Raw genomic sequence first — 19,422 nt, 5'->3', positions numbered from 1 at the left:
AGCCGTCCAGCATGAAAGCCCGTGGAAGCGGCGGCCTGTCGGCATGAATGTTATCCGAGGGACTGGCATGCAAGCCGTATGCCACATGGGGTGCCTGGCGAGGACCCCAGCCGTGTCGGCATGGATCACCCGGCAATCAGGCGGGCGAGTTCTTCGTCGCTGATGGGTGTGAGGGGCAAATCAAATGCCTCGCGCAACCGGGCGACGAGCGATTGCGCCCACATTGCATTCCATGCCACGCCCGCGTGATCGTCCTCGAGCAACGCGTTCTCGGGCCGGTCACCCACCGTGTTGGTGACCCGCAGGCGGGGGCCGATCGCCACGCTCCTGTAGGCGGGTTCACCCGCGGGCCCGCGCTCGCCCCAGCGTTGCACGAACCAGGCGTCTGCATCGACGAAGGCGATTCGCGCCGAATCCGCGAGCGCGATCTTGCGCAATTCGGCATTGAAGCGGGCCAGCGCGCTCCTGATGTTCGCCGTTGCGGCGGCGCTGCGATAGCTGCCGAAATTGGCCGGGTCGTCCGCTTCGTTGCCCAAGCCGACGAGGAGCACACGGGTGGACGGATGCGAGGCATGGATCAGCGCGATGGCAGCCCCGATCTCCTGCCGGCAGTAGTCGATGGCGTGGCCCAACTCGGGCGCCGAAGGATCGCGGGCCTGCAAGTCAAGCAGGCCATTCCAATCATTCGCCCCGATGTTGATGATCACCACCCCGTGACGCCAGCGCTCGGGCTGCTCGTTCATCAACGCCACGAGGCGCGGCGCCTGCCTGAAGCGCTGGCCCAAGCGGTCACCCATCACGTTCTTGCAGGCGGCGCCGGAGTTGGCGAAGTTGTAGCGATAGTCTTCCTTCAACGGGGCGCGGCCGCCGCTCAGGCCGATCAGTTCCCGTCCCCAGGCCATCCAGCCTGGACGGCCCCAGCGCACCCAGGAGCCAAGGTCGATCTCGCGTCCGCGCAAGCGCGCCAGCACCTCGGTCCACTGATAGGTGCGGTCGCGCCATGCGCCGCCACGTTCCCGGCCGCCGGATGGAAAGCTCACCCGGTCCTGGTAGGAATGGCTGCCGGAATCGCCGATCACCGCCAGCGGCATCGCGCCCGCTGGTGACTGCTCGATCGGGTCCCCGGGCATGCCGTCACCCCAGAGCGCCAATACGAGCGCGCTGCACAGAAGGATCGCCAGGACCGCGAGAGCGGGGAATTTGAGAAGTCGTGTCACTGTCGCTCGCCTTGGCCCCATCCTTGTCTGGCGCGAGTGTAGGCCCAGGGGATAACGCGAGTGACCGGTTGTCACAAAGATGTCATAGTTGTGGCGGACTCGAAAAACAACAAGAAGCTTGGCGGCACCACCGCGAAGTGGAAACGCCATGGCCACTTCATTGGCACGACCTCGTGCCGCCTTCTCAGGTCGACACCCTTGGATGACCGGCTGGGCGCTGACCGCGCCCTTCGCGCTCTGGCTGGTTCTGGACAAGTCGGCCAAGCTGGCAGTCACCGCCATGGATCCTTCGATGTTGGGTATGCCGCGCGACATGGGAACGATCGATTTCCTGAATTGGATCGGGCATTACGCCTGGCTGCGCTTCATCGGCGCGGCGGTCCTTGCATTCATCATCCAGCGCATTGCCTTCCCGCGACGCCTTGCGACGGTGCCGATCCTGCTGGCCCTGGTGTGGACGGGCATGACGGCAACGATGGCCTGGATGATGCCCGGCCGGCGTTTCGGCCAGGTCTTCGCGGAATGGAGCATCAACGCGTGGCAGCAGCTTCTTCTCTATGCCACCTGCACCTGGCGCGAACTGGCAACCGCCTCGCTGGCGGCCCTCGTGGTCGGTGCCCTGTTCAAGATCTCGCCCGGCTCTCTTCACAAGGGGCTGCGCTGGTTCGTCATGGTGATCGTCGGGGCCTTGTGCATCCTCGCGGGCATCGACTTCGCCTACGAGTCGGGGACCGGGCAGGCCCCGAACGCTGCCGTGCTGCTCTTCAGCCTGTCCAGTTGGCGTGACTTCATGCCCTTGGTCCTGGCGGAGGTGACGCCGGTGCGCGTGTTCGCCGTCGTGGGCGGGGCCTTGCTCGCCATCGCCAGGTTCAGGTGGCTGGGCAGACCGGGACAGGTGATGCGCGAATCGCCTCACCGCGAACGCGCCGCGATGATCGCCGCCATGGTCGGCTCGCTGGCGTTGCTGGCGCCAACCATCTCGACCGGAATCGTGCCGATGGAACGCCATTCCGAGGGCACCTTCATCGCGCTGTTCCGGACGACGGCCTCGCCCGAAGCGAGCGAAGCGGCCCGGCAGGTCCAGCGCGAATTCGAGTCCGCGGGCGAGCCGCCGTGGCACAGCATCGACATGTCATTGCAGGCCACCGCGCGGACCCGGCCCTTGAACGTCGTGATCGTCATGCTCGAGTCGGTGCGTGCCGCGTCCACCACGATCCACGAGCCGAGCCTGCCCACGACGCCCTTCCTGGCGCGGCTCGCGCACGATGGCTTGACCGTGGAGGACATGAGCGTCGTCTATCCGCGCACCAATGGCGCCTGGGTGTCCATCCTGAGCGGCCAATACCCGCTGACCATCGAAGGCGTCGCCCGATGGACCGTCGAGAACGGTCGACAACGCCGGATCCGGTCGCTGCCGTCGCTGCTGCGCGCGCAGGGCTACGCGACCGCATTCTTCACGCCGACAGACCTCGACTTCATCGATGAGATCGCCGTCGTCCGGGCGCTGGAGTTCGAGCACATCGCCTCGGAGCCCGAGCTGAAAGGCCCCGGCGAGCAGCGCACGAACTATCTGGGCCTGGCCGACCGGTCCATGATCGACCCGATCATGAAATGGACCGCGGCGCAGCAAAGCTCCGGCCGGCCGTTCATGACGGCCATCATGACCAACGTGGGGCACCACCCATACACCACGCCCGCTTCATGGAAGAAGGTGCGCTTCCCCGGCGTGACCGACGAGCCCCTCAACGACTATTACAACTGCCTGCTCTACATCGATGGCTTTCTGCACGACCTCATGCAGGGCTATGAAAAGTTGGGCCTGCGCGACAACACCGTCTTCATCGTCCTGGGCGACCATGGCCAGTTCTTCGGCGAGCATGGCATCCGGCAGGTGTTCAACGGCCTCTACGAGGAAGGCCTCCACACCCCTGCGCTCATCTATGCGCCAGGACTGCCGGGGATCAAGGGCACCGTTCGCGGCGCGCGCCAGCAGATCGACGTGATGCCGACCGTGCTCGACCTGCTCGGCTACGAGACCCGAGGCGGCAGGCTCGCCGGCACCTCGCTGCTCGGGCCGCCCGATCCCGACAGAAAGCTCTTCTACTCGACCAGCATGGAAGACTCGGCGCTTGCAACCCGCCAGGGTTCGCGCAAGTACATCTACTACTTCGACCGCAGTCCGATGGAGGCATTCGATCTCGCGACCGATCCGAAGGAGTCGCGGCCCCTCGAACTGGCGCCGCGGGAGCTCTCTCGCGTCAAGCGCGAGATGCTGGAATGGAAGGCGGCCAGCGAACTCTCGATGTATGCGCGGCCCGTGACACCGCCGTCGCCGACGGCGCGGCGTTGGGCGAGGCGATGACCGTCACGGCGGTCGTCATCGGAGGCGCCTCGCCTCCACGCGAGCAGCGCATCGCTCAATTTCCCACGACACCCGACGGCCCCCTGATGCACAGCGCGCAAGATTGATCGACAGCGATCTTCGGCGCCGCATCTGTCTGCGCATAGTCGAGCATGGCGCAGTAGCACACGATGTGATGATTGCAGCCGAGGTCGAATCGAATGCGTGCCTGCGCGTCGCTGGGACGAAGATCAATGACAGTGGGCAGGTGCGCATAGTCCGGCCCGAAGGGAACGCGCGGGACCGCGTCGAGGAAATAGTTGTACAGCACATACCGGCCCGAGAGCGAAACGTCGAAGGCGTGCGCGAAGGCATCGTCTCCCGGATGCGGCGATGCGAACAGACACGCCGATACCCGCGCTCCCAGCAGCGCGGGGGCGGCGGGATCGAAGGCCAGGAACGTGGCCAGCGCGCTGCCCAGGCTGTGTCCCGCGACGGTCACGGTGCCGTTCGCCCCGATGGCGGCCGTCACGCCGTCTTTCGCGGGAACGCCCGCATCGCCACTGTTGACCTTGAATTGCATGGACGCATAGATGTTCCAGAAGCCGCCTTCGACGCGCCCCGCTCCGCCCGGGTGGTTGATCAAGACGAACTGGGCATCTTCGATCCACTCGACCATGCCTTCGGTCCCCCGGATCGCGACGACATGCTTCGTGGGATCGGCCCGGTTGCGCGCCAAGACGCCGTAGCACACCTCCACGCCCTGGCCCATCTGCCGTTGCGGCAGCAGGATCGCATCGACCGCCGTCAGGTAGCCGACGACGGTCCACCGGGCACCGAGCCGCCCGTCGACCGGCGGTGTGAGCTGGCCGGGAAAGATCTTGTACATGTCGGCCGCGTACATGACCATCAGTCCCTGCTCGCGATCGACTCGCACTGCCGACATCGCCACGAGCCTCATGTTGGCCGAAACGCTGCCCGCCCTCTACGCGCTGCAGGCCATGGTCGACGACTTCTCGCACATGCACAACAGGAGCGTGGTCTCCAGCGGGGCGGCCGCCAGGGCGGCGCCGAGAGCCGATGCCGCGCGGACGATCGCGATGCGTGCCAGGACTCAGGACTCCTCGCGCCACGAGGCACCGTCGCGCCCGACCAGGGCACTGGAGGCGGCGGGTCCCCACGAGCCGGCGCTGTAGGACCGGGGCACATCGCCGGAGGCGCGCCAGCCGTCCAGGATCGGCTCGCACCACCGCCAGGCGGCGTCCAGTTCGTCGCGGCGCATGAACAGCGTCAGGTTGCCCCGGATCGCGTCCAGAAGCAGGCGCTCGTAGGCTTCCATCGGCCGCTGCTTGAATTGCTCGGCGAAGTCCAGGTTCAGGCCGACCGGCCGCAGGTTCATGGTGTCGCCGGGCACCTTGGCCATCATGAACAGCTTGAGCCCTTCCTCGGGCTGGAGCTGGATCACCAGTCGATTGCCCTGCAGGTCATTCCCGGTGGAGGGAAAGATCGAATGCGGCACCGAGCGGAAGTTGACCACGATCTCGGCCAGGCGCTCGGCCATGCGCTTGCCGGTGCGCAGGTAGAACGGCACACCTGACCAACGCCAGCTCTCGAGTTCCGCGCGGATGGCCACATAGGTCTCGGTGGAAGTCTCCGGCGGAATGCCGGCTTCCTCCAGGTAGCCCGGCACGGCCTGGCCGTTGATCGTGCCGGCGCGGTACTGGCCGCGAACCGTGCGCGAGGCCACGTCGGCCTGCGTGAATGGCGTGAGCGCACGCAGCACCTTGAGCTTCTCGTCGCGCACCGCATCCGGATGGATCGAGGTCGGAGGCTCCATCGCGACGATGCACAGCAACTGCAGCAGATGGTTCTGCACCATGTCGCGCAACGCGCCCGTGCGGTCGTAGAAGTCGCCTCGCTTCTCGACGCCCACCTGCTCGGCAATCGTGATCTGCACATTGCGTACCCAGGTGCGGTTCCACAGGGGTTCCAGCAGTGCATTGGCGAATCGCAGCGCGAGCAGGTTCTGGACCGGCTCCTTGCCCAGGTAGTGGTCGATGCGAAAGATCTGCGGCTCCGTGAACACGCCGCCGACATCCTCGTTGATCTTCTGCGCCGAGGCCAAGTCGCGTCCCAGCGGCTTCTCCAGCACGACACGCGAGTTCGCGGTGGCCAGCCCGGTCGCCGCCAGGTTCTTGCAGATCGGTGCGAAGAAGTCCGGCGCGGTGGACAGGAAGAAGACCCGAACCTGCGCCGGCGAATCCTTCAGCACCTCCGCCAGCGCCTTGAAATCCTCGGGCGTGTTCGCCTCCACCTTGGCATAGTCAAGGCGTTCGGCGAATGTCGCGAAGGTCGCCGTGTCGAATTCCGCGGCGGGCACGAAGCTGGCGAAGCTCGACTCCACCTTCGCGATGAAGTCGGACCGGCCGAGCTCCTCCCGCGCCAGGCCCAGTATCCGGCCGTGCGGCGGCAGGTCGCCGTCGCGATGACGGAAGTACAGGGCCGGCAGCAGCTTGCGCATGGCGAGATCGCCGGTCCCGCCGAACAGGAGCAGATCGAATGAATTGACTTTGGGCATCGGAGAAATCCTTGTGTGCTTGATGGATGCGCGCGGAATGCACGTGGGTGCGGTTCCTTTCGATCAGCGTGACGGCCGCCCGGCCGCGCCGCCCCAGCGTGTCGCCCAGTCGCGTGGCCAGCTCGATCCCGCCCGCGCCGCCGCCGACGATGACGATCCGGTGCAAGGCTGCCGTGGAGCCGCCGGGCGCCGGGCGGTCCGGATCGCTCATGCCGCCGACCTGCCCTGATCGGCCACCGCCTGAAGAGAAGCCTTGATCGCCTCCTGGTCGCCGAGGTAGTAGTGCCGCAAGGGCTTGAGCTGCTCGTCCAGTTCGTAGACCAGCGGCTGGCCGGTGGGAATGTTCAACTCGACGATGTCGGTGTCGGACACGTCGTCGAGGTACTTGATCAGCGCGCGCAGGCTGTTGCCGTGGGCCGCGATGACCACGCGCTGGCCGGACTGCACGGCCGGCGCGATGGTGGAATGCCAATGGGGCAGAAAACGAGCCACCGTGTCCTTCAGGCATTCGGTCCTGGGAAAGCCGCCGGCACCCAATTCGAGATAGCGAGGGTCGGCCGCCTCGATGCGAGGGTCGCCATCCGCAAGCGGAGGCGGCGCGACGTCGTAGGCGCGGCGCCAGATCTTCACCTGCGCATCGCCATAGCGCGCCGCGGTCTCCGACTTGTTGAGGCCCTGCAGCGCGCCGTAGTGGCGCTCATTGAGACGCCAGGAATGATGGATGGGAATCCACATGCGGTCCATCTCCTCGAGCACGGTCCACAGCGTCTTGATGGCCCGCTTCAGCACCGAGGTGTAGGCCACGTCGAAGTCGTAGCCTTCCCGCCTGAGCAGTTGACCGGCCGCACGGGCCTCGGCCATCCCCTTGTCGGTCAGGCCGACATCGGTCCATCCGGTGAAGCGATCTTCCTGGTTCCAGGTCGATTCGCCGTGGCGAAGGAGAACGAGTTTCTTCATGATCAGTCCTTGGTGAGGAAGTCCATCATTGCGCGGGCCGCCGCAGGCTCGCGGTCTCGCGTGCCAGCGCGGTGACCTGCCCCCAGTCGCGCGCGTCGACCGCCTCGCCCGGCGTCAGCCATGATCCCCCGACGCAGGCGACGTTGGGCAGTGCCAGGAACTCCGGCGCCGTGGCCGCGCCGATGCCGCCGGTCGGGCAGAAGCTCAGATCGGGAAAGGGGCCGGCCAGGGCCTTCAGCATGCCCACGCCGCCGGCCTGTTGCGCGGGGAAGAGCTTGAGTTCGGTGAAGCCCGCCGCGCGCGCGGCGATCACCTCCGACGGCGTCATCACGCCGGGCAGCAAGGGCAGCGCGCTGTCCCTGGCCGCCGCGATCAATTCCACCGTCAGGCCCGGACTGACGCCGAACAACGCACCGGCCTTGACCGACGCGTCGAAGTCCTCCGGCCGCGTGATCGTCCCGACGCCGATGATGGCGCCCTCGACCTCGTTGGCGATGGCCTCGATCGCCTTCAGCGCCACCGGCGTGCGCAAGGTCAGCTCGAGCACGCGAACGCCGCCGGCCACCAGCGCGCGCGCCAACGGCACCGCATCCTCGAACCTGTGGATGACGATGACCGGAATCACCGGCCCCGTGCGCATGATCTGCAGGACGTTCATACCGTGGCTCCCTGGATGAATGCGAAATGGTCGTGGACGGGCGCGACGGGCGCCGCGTGGCCCGACGCGTCCGGCTCGGTGGCGTGGAAGGTGATGGCGCCCTCCTCCGCGCCGAGCGCGTTGGCCCGAAATGCCGCGAACAGTTCGCGGCCCATGCCGTGGCGGGACTCCCCGAGCTCGGCGATAGCCGGCCGGCGCGACTGCCACTCGACATCGGCGACGCGAGCTTCGAGCACGCCGCGCTCGCCATCCAGCACGATCGGGTCGCCGTCGCGCACCCGCGCGAGCGGGCCGCCCGCCAGGCACTCGGGCGTGACGTGGATCGCCGCCGGCACCTTGCCGGAGGCGCCGGACATGCGCCCATCGGTGACCAGCGCGACATGGAAGCCCTGGTCCTGCAGAACCCCCAGGAGGGGCGTGAGCTTGTGCAGCTCGGGCATGCCGTTGGCGCGCGGCCCCTGGAAACGCACCACGGCGACGAAGTCGCGCTGCAGCTCGCCGCGATCGAAGGCGGCGATCACCGCCTCCTGCGTATCGAACACCAGCGCCGGCGCCCGCACCACGCGGTGCTCCGGCTTGACCGCCGAGGTCTTGATGACGGCGCGGCCGAGGTTGCCCGCGAGCAGCTTCAGCCCGCCGTCGGCGCTGAAGGGCGCCGACACCGGCGCCAGGATGCCGGCATCAACGCCGGCGCGCGGCGTGTCGCGCCAGACGAGCCGCCCGCCGTCGTCCAGCGCCGGTTGCTGGCGGTAGCGGGCAAGCCCGCCGGCGCCGGCCACCGTCAGCGTGTCGCCGTGCAGCAACCCGCCCTCCAGCAGCTCGCCGATCACATAGCCCATGCCGCCGGCGGCGTGGAACTGGTTGACGTCGGCCTTGCCGTTCGGATAGACGCGCGCCAGCAGCGGCACCGCCTCGGACAGGTCCCGGAAGTCGTCCCAATTGATGAGGATGCCGGCGGCCCGCGCGATCGCGACGAGGTGGATCGTGTGGTTCGTCGAGCCGCCCGTGGCCAGCAGGCCGACGATGGCGTTGGCGATCGCACGCTCATCCACCACGCGGCCGATCGGCGTGTACGCGCCGCCCTCGGCCGTGATCTCGACCGCCCGGTGTGCCGCCGCGGCGGTCAGCGCGTCGCGCAGCGGCGTGCCCGGATGGACGAAGGCCGCGCCCGGCAGATGCAGCCCCATCACTTCCATCAGCATCTGGTTGCTGTTGGCCGTGCCGTAGAAGGTGCAAGTGCCCGGGGCGTGGTAGGACTTCTCTTCGGATTCGAGCAAGGCATCGCGGCCGACCTCGCCCTTGGCGAAACGCTGCCGCACGCGCGCCTTCTCGTCGTTGGAAATGCCCGAAGGCATCGGCCCGCCGGGCACGAAGAGCGTCGGCAGGTGGCCGAACTGCAGCGCGCCGATCAGGAGCCCCGGGACGATCTTGTCGCAGACGCCCAGGCACAGCACGGCATCGAACATGTTGTGCGAAAGCGCCACCGCGGTGGCCATCGCGATCACGTCGCGGCTGAAGAGCGACAACTCCATGCCGGGCTCGCCCTGCGTGACGCCGTCGCACATCGCCGGCACGCCGCCGGCGAATTGCGCGCTGGCGCCCACCTCGCGCGCCGCCTGCTTGATGATGGCCGGGAAACGCTCGAAGGGCTGGTGCGCCGACAGCATGTCGTTATAGGACGAGACGATCGCGATATTGGGCTGGCGCAGTTCGCGCAGCATGATCTTGTCGCCCGCCGGCGCCGCGGCGAAACCGTGGGCCAGGTTCGTGCAGCCGAGGGCCTGCCGGGTCGTGCCCCTGGAGCGGGCCTGTTCGAGGCGGGCGAGATAGGCCGCGCGCGGCGTCGCGCTGCGGTCGCCGATGCGCTCGGTGACCGCGGCAAGCACTGGATGAAGACGCATGGAAGACTCCTTGCTAGGTTCGTGCGATGTGCAGCAGATTGGTGGTGCCGGCCTTGCCGAAGGGCATGCCGGCGGCGATGACGATGATGTCTCCGGGCCGCGCATAGCCTTCGTTGCGCGCCACGGCGCAGCCCGTATCGACCATGCCCGACACGTCGCTGACGTCGTGCTCCGCATGCACCGAGTGCACGCCCCAGGCCAGCGCGAGCCGGCGGGCGACGGCCCGATCCGGCGTGATGCTCAGCACGGGCACCACGGGGCGCTCGCGCGCGGCGCGCAGGCTCGTGTAGCCCGAGCGGGTGTAGGTCACCATCGCCGCCACCGGCACCAGGCTGGCGGTCTGTCGCAGCGACGAGCAGATGGCATCGGCGATGGTCGATTGGGGCGCGCTGTGCGAGGCGTCGATCAGGGTGCGGTAGTACGGATCACGCTCGACCTCCGCGATGATGCGGTCCATCATCGCGACCGCCTCGCGCGGAAACTGGCCGGAGGCGGATTCCGCCGACAGCATCACCGCATCGGCGCCGTCGTAGATCGCGGTCGCGACGTCGGAGGCCTCGGCCCGCGTGGGCACCGGCGCATGGATCATCGACTCGAGCATCTGGGTGGCCACGATCACCGGCTTGCCGGCATCGCGGCAGGCGCGCACGATGCGCTTCTGGATGCGCGGCACCTGCTCGGCCGGCATCTCGACGCCGAGGTCGCCGCGCGCGACCATCACCGCATCCGACAGTTCGACGATGGCCTCGAGCCGCTCGATGGCCGCGGGCTTCTCCAGCTTGGACAGCACGCCGGCGCGCCCCTTCACGATGTCGCGCAGCTCCTGCATGTCCTCGGGCCGCTGCACGAAGGACAGCGCCACCCAGTCGACGCCCAGCTGCAGGCCGAAGTCGAGGTCCTCGCGGTCCTTGGGCGTGAGCGCCGAGATCGGCAGCAGCACCTCCGGCACATTGACGCCCTTGCGCTCCGACAGGATGCCGCCGGCGATCACCGTCGTGTCGGCGAAGTCGGCGCCGCAGGCCAGGACGCGAAGGCGGATCTTGCCGTCGTCCAGCAGCAGATCGGTGCCGGCCTTCAGCGCCGCGAAGATCTCCGGATGCGGCAGCGGCGCGCGCGTCGCATCGCCCGGGGTCGGGTCGAGGTCGAGACGAAAGGCGTTGCCCACGGCCAGCGTGACCGGGCCGTCGGCAAACTTGCCGACGCGCAGCTTGGGCCCCTGCAGGTCGAGCAGGATGGCGATGGGCCGCCCCGTGTCCCGCTCGACGCGCCGCACGATGTCGTAGCGCTCCCGGTGCTGCTCATGGCTGCCGTGGCTGAAGTTGAAGCGGAACACGTCCGCGCCGGCGTCGAAGAGCGCCCGGATGGTCCCGGCGTCGGAACTGGCCGGCCCGAGGGTGGCGACGATCTTGGCTTGGCGTTGTCTGCGCATGCTGGCTCCCCGGGGTTCGGGCGTTCTCAGAGAATGAAACCGGTGTTGAGAAACCGGGACTTGTGCTCCTGCACGATCGCGTTGAGCAATTGCTTGCTCGGCTCCGTCTGCCTGGCGGCCACCATGGAGCGGATCGAGAAGGCGCGCAGCGCGTCGGCGACCGACAGCGTGCCTTCGGCCGAATCCTTGCGGCCGGCAAATGGAAACACGTCGGGGCCGCGCTGGCATTGGCAGTTGATGTTGACGCGGCAGACCTGGTTGACCAGCGGGTCGACCAGCGCGCCGATCTGGCCGGGGTCGGAGCCGAAGATGCTCACCTGCTGGCCATGGTCCGATGTGATGACGTAGTCGAGCGCGGTCTCGATGTCGTCGAAGGGCATGACCGGCACCAGCGGGCCGAACTGCTCTTCGCGGTAGAGCTTCATGCCCTCGCGCACCGGGTACACCACCGCGGGGTAGAACAGGGTCTGGCAGAACTCGCCGCCGCCCTCGTTGACGATGCGCGCCCCCTTCGAGCGGGCATCCTCGAGCGCCTCCGTCATGTAGGCCGTGCGGTGCAGGCCGGGCAGCGGCGTGATGCTCACGCCGCTTTCCCAGGGCATGCCGACCTTGAGCCTGGCCAGTTCCTCGGTGAAACGCTGCAGGAAGCGCTCGGCGATCGAGCGGTGCACGATCAGCATCTTGAGCGCGGTGCAGCGCTGGCCGTTGAACGACAGCGCGCCGAGCAGGCACTCCTTGACCGTCAGCTCGATGTCGGCGTCCGGCAGGATGATCGCGGCGTTCTTCGCGTCGAGGCCGAGGATCGCGCGCAGCCGATGCGACTTGGGATGCTGCTTCTTGAGGTGGTCAGCCACCTTGCTGGAGCCGATCAGCGCCAGCACATTGACCTTGCCCGAAGCCAGCAGGCGCGGCACCACGACCGCGCCGGGCGCGTAGATCGTGTTGATCACGCCCGCGGGAAAGGCCGCGCGGAACGCGTCGAGCAGCGGCTGGAACAGCAGCGTGCCGTATTGCGGCGGCTTGAACACCACGGTGTTGCCCATGAGCAGCGCCGGGATCAGCGTGGCGAAGGTCTCGTTCAACGGATAGTTGTAGGGGCCCATGCACAGCACCACGCCGAGCGGCGTGCGCCGGATCTGGCCGATGGTGCCTTCCGCGATCACGAAGCGAGAGCTGCTGTTGTCGAGATCCTTCAGCGCCTCGATGGTCGCCTGGATGTACTCGACGGTGCGGTCGAACTCCTTGCGCGAATCGGCCAGGCTCTTGCCGATCTCCCACATGATCAGCTTCACGATCAGCTCGCGCTGCTGCGCCATGCGGCGCACGAACTCCTGCATGCAGGCCATGCGGCCGGCCACGCCCATGGTCGGCCATTCGCCGCGTCCGCTGGCATAGGCGGCCACGGCGGCGTCGAGTGCGGCGTCGCTCTCGGCCTCGCCCATGACCGGGTAGCTGCCGATCTCGACCTGGCGCAGCTCGCCTGTCGCCGGATCGCGCGTGCACACGGGCGAGAGCACGGTCTTGCAGGGGCCCTGCCATTCGATCAGGCGCCCGCCGTTCAATGAATGGCGCTGGTGCACCGGCGCGGCCAGGCGATGTTCGGGCGGGATCTCTTCGAGCGAGGGGAAATGCTGCGCGAGCCGCGCGGAGCGGTCATGGGTCATGAGGTCTCCGAAACAGGGGTTGGGATTGAGTCAACTCGGCAAGGCCGGATCAACGATCGAGTTTGAGGAACAGGTTGCGATCGGGGGCGAAGTTCGCATAGAGCGGCAGCAGCGCGCCGCCGATCGCGCCCGCATCGGGGCCGATCGTGCCGGCCAGCACCCTGGGGCGGGAGACGCCCTCCCAGTTGCAGCGATCGAGCGCGACGTCGACCTCCGCAAGCACCGCCGCAAGCATCTCCCGGCCGAAGGAGCCGTCGATGATCACGGCTTCGAGATCGAGCAGCGCAGCGGCGCCATTGATCGCCAACGCGATCGCCGGCGTCGACTGCGACATCCATTCGCGCGTGACGGGCAGCCATGGCGAGGCGACCGCGCGCGCATCCGCCAGGGCGCCGACATCGAGCCCTGCCCGCGCATACATCGACTCCAGCGTGAACAGCGAGGCCACATTGAGGACCTGCCGCGGCGCGGCGCCGCCGGCATCGCCCGGGCCGAGCGGCATCGACCCCACGGCGCCCGCGTTGCCGGACCCTCCGCTGCGCAGGCGACTGTCGATGACCAGCCCACCGCCGATGAAGGTGTCGACGAAGATATAGAGAAAGCTGCGTATGCTGCGCCCGCGCCCGGACACCAGCTCGGCCACGCAGGCGGCCGTCGTGTCCTTGACCATTTCGACCGGCAGTTTGGTCATCGCCGTCACCTGCGCGCGGATGTCGATTTCGTTCCACTTGCCCGCACGCTCCGGCGCAACGCCGAGCAGCGATCGCCAGCCGCCGAGAGACAAGGGTGCGGCGACACCCACGCCGTGCAGCAGGGGTGCGCGCCTGGGGCCGAGCGTCTTGCGCAGCGCCTGCACGCGCGTGCGGATCTCGTCGAACAGGGTGTCGGGATCGGGGAATGGATAGTCGAGCGTGAGGCGCTCGCGCACGTGCGCGGCGAAGTCGACCAGCAGCACATCGAGGCTTCGCCGCCCGATCTTGATGCCGATCGAAAACGCGCCGTCCGGGTTCAGGGCCATGGGTATCGACGGCTGGCCGATCCTGCCGCGCAAGGGTGCCTGCTTGAGCACCAGGCCGTCCGTCTCCAGCCTCGCGATGATGAGCTGCACCGTCTGCGCGGTGAGGTTCGTCAGGCGCGCGATCTCGGCCTTGGGCAGCGCGCCGTGCAGGCGGATCGCCTGCAGCACCACCCGCTCGTTGAACTGGCGCGTGCCCAGGTTGTTGGAGCCGCGCGGACGCAGCCTGGCGGCGGTTTCGGCTGCGCTCATGGCACCAGGTCGTGGGCAATCACGCCCTTCTTGAACAGGAAGTTGGCGAATGCCTGCATCTCCCCCGTCTGCACGATCGCAAAAGCGCGTGCGGCGCGGTCATAGAAGGCAAATCGCTCCATCGCCTCGCATTGCGCGTCCGTCGCGTCGCCGCGCGCCTGCATCTGCGCGATCGCCTCGCGCTGCAGGGCGCTGCGATAGCCCTCGGGCCTGTCGCCGACCTGCATGAACGCGACCGGCTGTGCCACCGCCGCGTCCAGCGGCAACACCGACAGCACCGCCGCGCAGGCCTCGCGCATGCCCACGCCGGGCAGCCGCACGACCGGCTTGCCGCGGCCGAGCGACTCGGCGGTGAAGTTGGCGTCGGCCAGCACGATCTCGTCGCCATGGCCCATCTCGCACAGCACCTTGAGCAGTTCGGGGCTGAGCAGGGGATCGATGTTCTTCAGCATCGACGGCTCCTCAGGCCAGGCATTCCGGCGGCAGCTGTTCGGGCGCGAGGGCGCCGGTCATGACCGCCACGGTGTCGCTCATGCTGATCTTCGCGGGGTTGAGCACAGCGGCGCGCTTGCCCAGTCGCGCCACATGGATGCGATCGGCGATCTCGAACACGTGCGGCATGTTGTGCGAGATCAGCACCACCGGCAGGCCCTTGTCGCGCACGCGGCGGATCAGCTCGAGCACCATGTTGCCCTCCTTCACGCCGAGCGCGGCGGTCGGCTCGTCGAGGATCACCACATGCTCGGCGAAGGCCGCGGCGCGCGCCACCGCCACGCACTGGCGCTGGCCGCCCGAGAGCGTCTCCACCGCCTGGGTCATCGAGCGGATGCCGACCTTGAGGTCGTTCATGCGCGCCACGGACTGCTCGAGCATCCTCTTCTTGTCGAGCATGCGCAGCACATTGCCGGCGAAGCCCTCGCGGCGGATCTCGCGGCCGAGGAACAGGTTCTCGGCGATGGTCATCGCCGGCGCCACCGCGAGGTCCTGGTAGACCGTCTCGATGCCGACGCGGCGCGCGTCGATCGGGCCCTTGAAGTGAATGATCTTGCCGTCCAGGAGGATCTCGCCCTCGTCGGGCACGGTGGCGCCCGACAGGCACTTGATCAGCGAGGACTTGCCGGCTCCGTTGTCGCCGATCACCGCCAGGATCTCGCCGGCGCGCAGCTCGAAGTCGGCGCCGTCGAGCGCCGTGACCTGGCCGTAGCGCTTCACCAGGCCCTTGGCCTGCATCACGATGCGTGGGGTGGACATCAGCGGCCTCCGCGACGTGAGAGTTGATCGACGGCGACCGCGACGATCACCAGGATGCCGGTGATCAGCACCTGGTAGACCGACGAGACGCCCATGAGCGTGAGCCCGTTGCGCAGCACGCCGACCACGACCGCGCCGACCAGCGAGCCGAACAGGATGCCGCGGCCGCCGAACAGGCTGGTGCCGCCGAGCACCACCGCGGTGATCGCGTCGAGGTTCTCGGTCTGGCCGGCGTTCGGGTCGCCGACGCCGGTGCGGGCCACCGACAGCAGCGATGCGATGCCGTAGAGGACGCCCGCCATCACGTACACGCCCAGCAGCACCTTCTCGGGCGGAATGCCGACCAGGCGGGTCGCCTCGGGGTTGTTGCCGACGGCGTAGACATGCCGGCCGGCACCGGTCTCGCGCAGCCAGAAGCCGACGCCGAGGTAGAGCACGATCATCAGCACCGTGCCGTAGGCGACGTTCGCGCCGCCGATGGGGAAGGTGCCGCCGAGCCAGTTCATCATGTCAGGCACCTCGGTCACGGTCTGCGCGCCCGAATAGAGCTGCGTGATCGCGAACGCGATGTTGAAGGTGCCCAGGGTCACGATGAACGGCGGCAGCTTGATGCGCGTCACCAGCAGGCCGTTGATCAGCCCGAACAGCGCCGTCACGCCGATGCCGGCCAGGATCGCCAGCGGCGCCGGCAGGCCCAGGTCGGCCGCCAGCTTGGTCATCACGATGCTGCCGAGCGCCATGATCATGCCGCACGACAGGTCGATGCCGGCCGTGAGGATGATCAGCGTCTGGCCGATCGCGATCACGCCCACCACCGTCACCTGCTGCAGGATCAGCGAGAAGTTGGCCCCGCTGAAGAAGTGGTCGGTGGTGGCGCCGAACGCGATGCAGGCAATCAGCAGCGCGATGAAGGGGCCGAGCTGCCCGATCGGCGGCAGCTTTTCTTTCAAGGTGTTCGCCATGGTGCGATCCAGTCCGGGGGGTCAGCGCGGCGCGCTTACTTCTTGCCCCAGCACAGGTCGTGGCCGACCTTCGTGTCCTTGCTCTCGACGCCCGCGATCGGCTTGGCGGCGATCAGGGTCACGCCGGTGTCGGTGTAGCCGCTGACCTTCTTGCCGGTGGTCGCGTAGTCGACGCCCGCGGCCACGCCCATCGCCGCCATCTTGAGCGGATACTGCTGCGAGGTGGCGGCGATCTTGCCGGCGGCGACATCCTTGATGCCATCGCAGCCACCGTCGATCGAAACGATCATCACGCCCTTTTCCTTGCCGGCCTTCTGCAGTGCGTTGTAGGCACCGGCGGCGGCGGGCTCGTTGATCGTGTAGACCAGGTTGATCTCTGGATTCTTCTGCAGGCAGTTCTCCATCGCGGTCTGGCCCTTGGCACGGTCGCCGAAGCTGTCGGCCATGCACACGACCTCGGCCGGGTGCGCCAGTTCGTTGGTCTTGGCATCGTTGCTCTTGAGCCCGAAGCCCTGCAGGAAGCCGTTGTGGCGCTGGGCGCCGACCGGATGGCCCGGGAACAGGTCCAGCGTCGCGATATGGACCGGCTTGCCGGCCATCGCCGCCTTGGCGTATTCGCCGATCAGCACGCCGGCCTTGTAGTTGTCGGTGGCGAACAGGGCATCGGTGGCGCTCTGCGGATCGGTCGGGCTGTCGAGCGCGATCACCATCACGCCTTTTTCCTGCGCCTTCTTGATGGCCGGAATGATCGCCTTCGAGTCGCTCGGGGTGATCAGGATGGTCTTGGCGCCGGCGGCGATCATGTTCTCCATCGCCGCGACCTGCCCGGCATTGTCGCCGTCGGTCTTGCCGGCGCCGCTGAGCAGCTTCGCACCCTTGGCCTTGGCCTCTTCGGTGGCGCCCTCCTTCATCTTCACGAAGAAGGGGTTGGTCTCGGTCTTGGTGATCAGGCCGATGACGACGGGCTCGGCGGCGTGGGCGAGGGAGGCGGCGGCCAGTGCGACGGAGGTCAGCGTGGCGGCGAGAGTGGGCTTCAGCATCGGGTTGTCTCCTGAATCTGCAGGCGAATCGCCTGCGGGGGTTGAAAGAACCGTTCAGCCCTCGGCGGGGCTTTGCAGCGGGGGCGAGCTAACTATAGTTGGGTCGTAGTAATTAAATCAAGTTGATTTATTTAGTACAAACCCGGAGGAGGCCTCGGTCGGCCCTCGATCGGGCGCGGGGGCCGGCGGCCTTCCTCGCCTAACATCGGCGCTCTCTCCGGGTCTGGCGCGCCCGTTCGGCCGCGCGCATGGCATCCACCCCGACGCAGGGTCCACGCCCTGACATTTGAAGGAACTCGAGGAAATGACGGGCAACACACCATCCCCTCTCCGGCTGCTGGGAATCTCCGGCAGCATTCGCCGCGCTTCGCACTGCAGCGCGGTGCTGCGCACCATCGGCGAACGGCTGCAAGGCAAGGCCGAGCTGACTCTGCTGCCGCTCGACGACATTCCGCTCTACAACGCCGACCTCGACGGCGATGCGCCGCCGCCGCCCGTGCGCGCGCTCAAGGAGGCCATCGCCCGGAGTCAGGGCCTGGTGCTGTGTTCGCCCGAATACAACTACGGCATGTCGGGCGTGCTGAAGAACGCGATCGACTGGGCCTCGCGCCCGGGCTTCAAGTCCCCGCTGAAGGACAAGCCCGCGCTCATCATGACCGCCTCCCCGGGCACCGCCGGCGGCGCGCGGGCGCAGTACCAGATCCGCGAGGCGCTCAGCGGCGCGCTGGCGCGGCCGATCGCGCGCCCGCACGTAGCGATCGCCACCGTGCACCAGAAGATCGTCGACGGCCGGCTCACGGACGAAGCGACGATCGAGTTCGCCCTGCAGGCCGTCGACGACCTGTTGGCCGAAGTGCGCCTGCTTGCGCTGCGCGGCGCATAGGCGCGGGAGGCGCGGGGGAACGATTCAGCGCCGGCGCTGCGCCAGCGCCGCCTTGCGGCCCCACACCAGCACGTATTGCCCGCCCGACAGGACGATTGTCACGAGTGTCACGGCAAGCAGCGCTTGCCGCCAGGCCCCGTCGGGAACATAGCCGGCGTGGATCGCCAGCACGGCGAGGAGGAGCAGGAACTCGAGGCCCGTGTTGAGCTTCGAGATCAGACTCGGCGCCATCTCCACCCGCCCGATCATCAGGTGGTAGGCCAGGGCACCGCAGACGATCATCGCGTCGCGCAGGATGACCGCCAGCGCGAACCACCAGGGCAGCGCGTGCTGGAGCGTGAGCAGCGCGGTCACCGTCAGCATCATCAACTTGTCGGCGAGTGGATCGGCCACGGCGCCGAAGCGCGTGCGCAGGTTCCAGTGGCGCGCGATCATTCCGTCGGCCACGTCGGAAAACGCGGCGGCCATGAACATCAGCAGCGCCGTGCCGTAGGCGTGATCCAGCAACTGCAGCGCGATGGCCGGAACCAGCGCGAAGCGCAGCAGGGTGATGGTGTTGGGTACGTTGATCATTTCATCGGCCACTTTAAGCCGGCGCGCCGCGCGCTCCAGGCATAGGATGGCGTTCGCCATGGACGACTTCTCTCTGGGCTTGCGCTTATTGTTGCTGTTGGGCGTCGCCAACGGCGCGCCCATCCTTGCCAAGCGCCTGGTGGGCTCGTTCTGGAACGCGCCGCTGGACGGCGGCTTGCGCTTCTTCGACGGCCGGGCGCTGCTCGGGTCGTCCAAGACGGTCCGCGGCTTCGTCGCGGCGGTCGCGGGCGCGGCCATCGCCGCCCCGCTGCTCGGGTTGCCGCCCGGCCTGGGCGCGGAGGTCGGGGCCATGACGATGCTGGGCGATGCCCTGTCGAGCTTCACCAAGCGTCGGCTGGCGATTCCCGCGAGCGGACGGGCCACCGGCATCGACCAGATCCCCGAGGCGGTGCTGCCCTTGCTGGCGATTCGCAGCGCGCTTTCGCTGTCGTGGCTGCAGATCGTCCTGATCGCGCTGGCGTTCTTCGTCCTGGAGATCGTGCTGGCCCGCCTGCTCTTCCGGATCGGGGTGCGCGATCAACCCTACTAAGAAAACTCATGCCATCGAACGCCGAATTTGACTGTGACCCCGGTTTCATGCCCCGGGGTCAGGCCTGCCTGATGGCGAACTACTAAGAAACTCATGCCATCGAACGCCGAATTTGACTGTGACCCCGGTTTCATGCCCCGGGGTCAGGCCT

At 67.9% G+C, this 19,422-nt stretch carries 17 protein-coding genes; 3 read left to right on the top strand and 14 right to left on the bottom strand.

Annotated features, from left to right (window positions below):
- Nucleotides 1–125: 125 nt before the first annotated feature.
- On the bottom strand, nt 126–1,499 hold the full coding sequence (locus AC1DNF_RS16150) for an SGNH/GDSL hydrolase family protein (RefSeq protein WP_478149616.1): 1,374 nt from the start codon (nt 1,497–1,499) through the stop codon (nt 126–128).
- 10 nt (nt 1,500–1,509) lie between these two features.
- On the opposite strand from AC1DNF_RS16150, the gene AC1DNF_RS16145 reads away from it, so the two are divergent.
- Nucleotides 1,510–3,579: an LTA synthase family protein gene (locus AC1DNF_RS16145; RefSeq protein ID WP_478149615.1), complete on the top strand. Its 2,070-nt coding sequence runs from the start codon at nt 1,510–1,512 to the stop codon at nt 3,577–3,579.
- A gap of 55 nt (nt 3,580–3,634) precedes the next feature.
- On the opposite strand, the gene AC1DNF_RS16140 is transcribed toward AC1DNF_RS16145, so the two are convergent.
- The 12 genes from AC1DNF_RS16140 to AC1DNF_RS16085 form a co-directional block, all read right to left on the bottom strand.
- Entirely contained in the window at nt 3,635–4,504 is an 870-nt protein-coding gene (locus tag AC1DNF_RS16140) for a lipase family protein (protein ID WP_478149614.1), read from the bottom strand.
- Nucleotides 4,505–4,672: 168 nt separating this feature from the next.
- Nucleotides 4,673–6,136, bottom strand: coding sequence for a glucose-6-phosphate dehydrogenase (gene zwf / locus AC1DNF_RS16135; protein WP_478149613.1), 1,464 nt, complete (start codon nt 6,134–6,136; stop codon nt 4,673–4,675).
- Nucleotides 6,137–6,343: 207 nt separating this feature from the next.
- The gene (gene gpmA, locus AC1DNF_RS16130; RefSeq protein ID WP_478149612.1) at nt 6,344–7,093 is read right to left on the bottom strand and encodes a 2,3-diphosphoglycerate-dependent phosphoglycerate mutase; all 750 of its coding nucleotides are present in this window, start codon (nt 7,091–7,093) and stop codon (nt 6,344–6,346) included.
- Between the two features lie 25 nt (nt 7,094–7,118).
- Complete coding sequence (gene eda, locus AC1DNF_RS16125) at nt 7,119–7,751, bottom strand: bifunctional 4-hydroxy-2-oxoglutarate aldolase/2-dehydro-3-deoxy-phosphogluconate aldolase (RefSeq protein WP_478149611.1); 633 nt, start codon at nt 7,749–7,751, stop codon at nt 7,119–7,121.
- Nucleotides 7,748–9,652 (bottom strand): phosphogluconate dehydratase, encoded by a 1,905-nt coding sequence (gene edd / locus AC1DNF_RS16120; RefSeq protein ID WP_478149610.1) that lies wholly within the window; start codon nt 9,650–9,652, stop codon nt 7,748–7,750. Before edd ends, eda begins: the two co-directional genes overlap by 4 nt.
- A 13-nt stretch (nt 9,653–9,665) precedes the next feature.
- Nucleotides 9,666–11,081 carry a pyruvate kinase gene (gene pyk / locus AC1DNF_RS16115; RefSeq protein WP_478149609.1) on the bottom strand — a complete coding sequence of 472 codons (1,416 nt, stop codon included), beginning with the start codon at nt 11,079–11,081 and terminating at the stop codon, nt 9,666–9,668.
- Nucleotides 11,082–11,107: 26 nt separating this feature from the next.
- Nucleotides 11,108–12,745, bottom strand: a complete 1,638-nt coding sequence (locus AC1DNF_RS16110) for an NADP-dependent glyceraldehyde-3-phosphate dehydrogenase (protein ID WP_478149608.1) — start codon at nt 12,743–12,745, stop codon at nt 11,108–11,110.
- A 49-nt stretch (nt 12,746–12,794) separates the two neighbouring features.
- Nucleotides 12,795–14,012, bottom strand: coding sequence for an ROK family transcriptional regulator (locus tag AC1DNF_RS16105; protein WP_478149607.1), 1,218 nt, complete (start codon nt 14,010–14,012; stop codon nt 12,795–12,797).
- Nucleotides 14,009–14,464, bottom strand: a complete 456-nt coding sequence (locus AC1DNF_RS16100) for an RbsD/FucU family protein (RefSeq protein ID WP_478149606.1) — start codon at nt 14,462–14,464, stop codon at nt 14,009–14,011. The genes AC1DNF_RS16105 and AC1DNF_RS16100 overlap by 4 nt, the downstream gene beginning before the upstream one ends.
- Nucleotides 14,465–14,474: 10 nt before the next feature.
- Nucleotides 14,475–15,263: an ATP-binding cassette domain-containing protein gene (locus AC1DNF_RS16095; protein WP_478149605.1), complete on the bottom strand. Its 789-nt coding sequence runs from the start codon at nt 15,261–15,263 to the stop codon at nt 14,475–14,477.
- Nucleotides 15,263–16,225, bottom strand: coding sequence for an ABC transporter permease (locus AC1DNF_RS16090; protein WP_478149604.1), 963 nt, complete (start codon nt 16,223–16,225; stop codon nt 15,263–15,265). The genes AC1DNF_RS16095 and AC1DNF_RS16090 overlap by 1 nt, the downstream gene beginning before the upstream one ends.
- A gap of 35 nt (nt 16,226–16,260) precedes the next feature.
- A complete protein-coding gene (locus AC1DNF_RS16085) occupies nt 16,261–17,265 on the bottom strand; it encodes a substrate-binding domain-containing protein (protein WP_478149603.1) in 1,005 nt (334 codons plus the stop codon).
- 304 nt (nt 17,266–17,569) lie between these two features.
- Here AC1DNF_RS16085 and AC1DNF_RS16080 point away from each other — a divergent pair, with 304 nt between their 5' ends.
- Nucleotides 17,570–18,148, top strand: a complete 579-nt coding sequence (locus AC1DNF_RS16080; RefSeq protein ID WP_478149602.1) for an NADPH-dependent FMN reductase — start codon at nt 17,570–17,572, stop codon at nt 18,146–18,148.
- 24 nt (nt 18,149–18,172) lie between these two features.
- Here the strand turns inward: AC1DNF_RS16080 and AC1DNF_RS16075 are convergent, their stop codons facing one another.
- The gene (locus tag AC1DNF_RS16075; protein ID WP_478149601.1) at nt 18,173–18,781 is read right to left on the bottom strand and encodes a CDP-alcohol phosphatidyltransferase family protein; all 609 of its coding nucleotides are present in this window, start codon (nt 18,779–18,781) and stop codon (nt 18,173–18,175) included.
- Here AC1DNF_RS16075 and AC1DNF_RS16070 point away from each other — a divergent pair.
- Nucleotides 18,780–19,271 carry a CDP-archaeol synthase gene (locus tag AC1DNF_RS16070; RefSeq protein WP_478149600.1) on the top strand — a complete coding sequence of 164 codons (492 nt, stop codon included), beginning with the start codon at nt 18,780–18,782 and terminating at the stop codon, nt 19,269–19,271. The two genes, AC1DNF_RS16075 and AC1DNF_RS16070, sit on opposite strands and share 2 nt — an antisense overlap.
- The last annotated feature ends 151 nt before the right edge of the window (nt 19,272–19,422 follow it).

Source organism: Variovorax sp. 01T432 (assembly GCF_056398605.1).
Note: the sequence above shows the minus strand (reverse complement) of the source record. Positions and strands in the feature narration are given on the sequence as shown.

Bases quoted from the DNA above. Each gene is read 5' to 3' on its own strand.
- AC1DNF_RS16150 (WP_478149616.1), bottom strand. From the start codon at position 1,499: ATGGCGGTGACTGCCAGCTTGGCCGACTTGTCCAGAACCAGCCAGAGC.
- AC1DNF_RS16145 (WP_478149615.1), top strand. From the start codon at position 1,510: ATGTTGGGTATGCCGCGCGACATGGGAACGATCGATTTCCTGAATTGG.
- AC1DNF_RS16140 (WP_478149614.1), bottom strand. From the start codon at position 4,504: ATGTCGGCAGTGCGAGTCGATCGCGAGCAGGGACTGATGGTCATGTAC.
- zwf (WP_478149613.1), bottom strand. From the start codon at position 6,136: ATGCCCAAAGTCAATTCATTCGATCTGCTCCTGTTCGGCGGGACCGGC.
- gpmA (WP_478149612.1), bottom strand. From the start codon at position 7,093: ATGAAGAAACTCGTTCTCCTTCGCCACGGCGAATCGACCTGGAACCAG.
- eda (WP_478149611.1), bottom strand. From the start codon at position 7,751: ATGAACGTCCTGCAGATCATGCGCACGGGGCCGGTGATTCCGGTCATC.
- edd (WP_478149610.1), bottom strand. From the start codon at position 9,652: ATGCGTCTTCATCCAGTGCTTGCCGCGGTCACCGAGCGCATCGGCGAC.
- pyk (WP_478149609.1), bottom strand. From the start codon at position 11,081: ATGCGCAGACAACGCCAAGCCAAGATCGTCGCCACCCTCGGGCCGGCC.
- AC1DNF_RS16110 (WP_478149608.1), bottom strand. From the start codon at position 12,745: ATGACCCATGACCGCTCCGCGCGGCTCGCGCAGCATTTCCCCTCGCTC.
- AC1DNF_RS16105 (WP_478149607.1), bottom strand. From the start codon at position 14,012: ATGAGCGCAGCCGAAACCGCCGCCAGGCTGCGTCCGCGCGGCTCCAAC.
- AC1DNF_RS16100 (WP_478149606.1), bottom strand. From the start codon at position 14,464: ATGCTGAAGAACATCGATCCCCTGCTCAGCCCCGAACTGCTCAAGGTG.
- AC1DNF_RS16095 (WP_478149605.1), bottom strand. From the start codon at position 15,263: ATGTCCACCCCACGCATCGTGATGCAGGCCAAGGGCCTGGTGAAGCGC.
- AC1DNF_RS16090 (WP_478149604.1), bottom strand. From the start codon at position 16,225: ATGGCGAACACCTTGAAAGAAAAGCTGCCGCCGATCGGGCAGCTCGGC.
- AC1DNF_RS16085 (WP_478149603.1), bottom strand. From the start codon at position 17,265: ATGCTGAAGCCCACTCTCGCCGCCACGCTGACCTCCGTCGCACTGGCC.
- AC1DNF_RS16080 (WP_478149602.1), top strand. From the start codon at position 17,570: ATGACGGGCAACACACCATCCCCTCTCCGGCTGCTGGGAATCTCCGGC.
- AC1DNF_RS16070 (WP_478149600.1), top strand. From the start codon at position 18,780: ATGGACGACTTCTCTCTGGGCTTGCGCTTATTGTTGCTGTTGGGCGTC.
- AC1DNF_RS16075 (WP_478149601.1), bottom strand. From the start codon at position 18,781: ATGGCGAACGCCATCCTATGCCTGGAGCGCGCGGCGCGCCGGCTTAAA.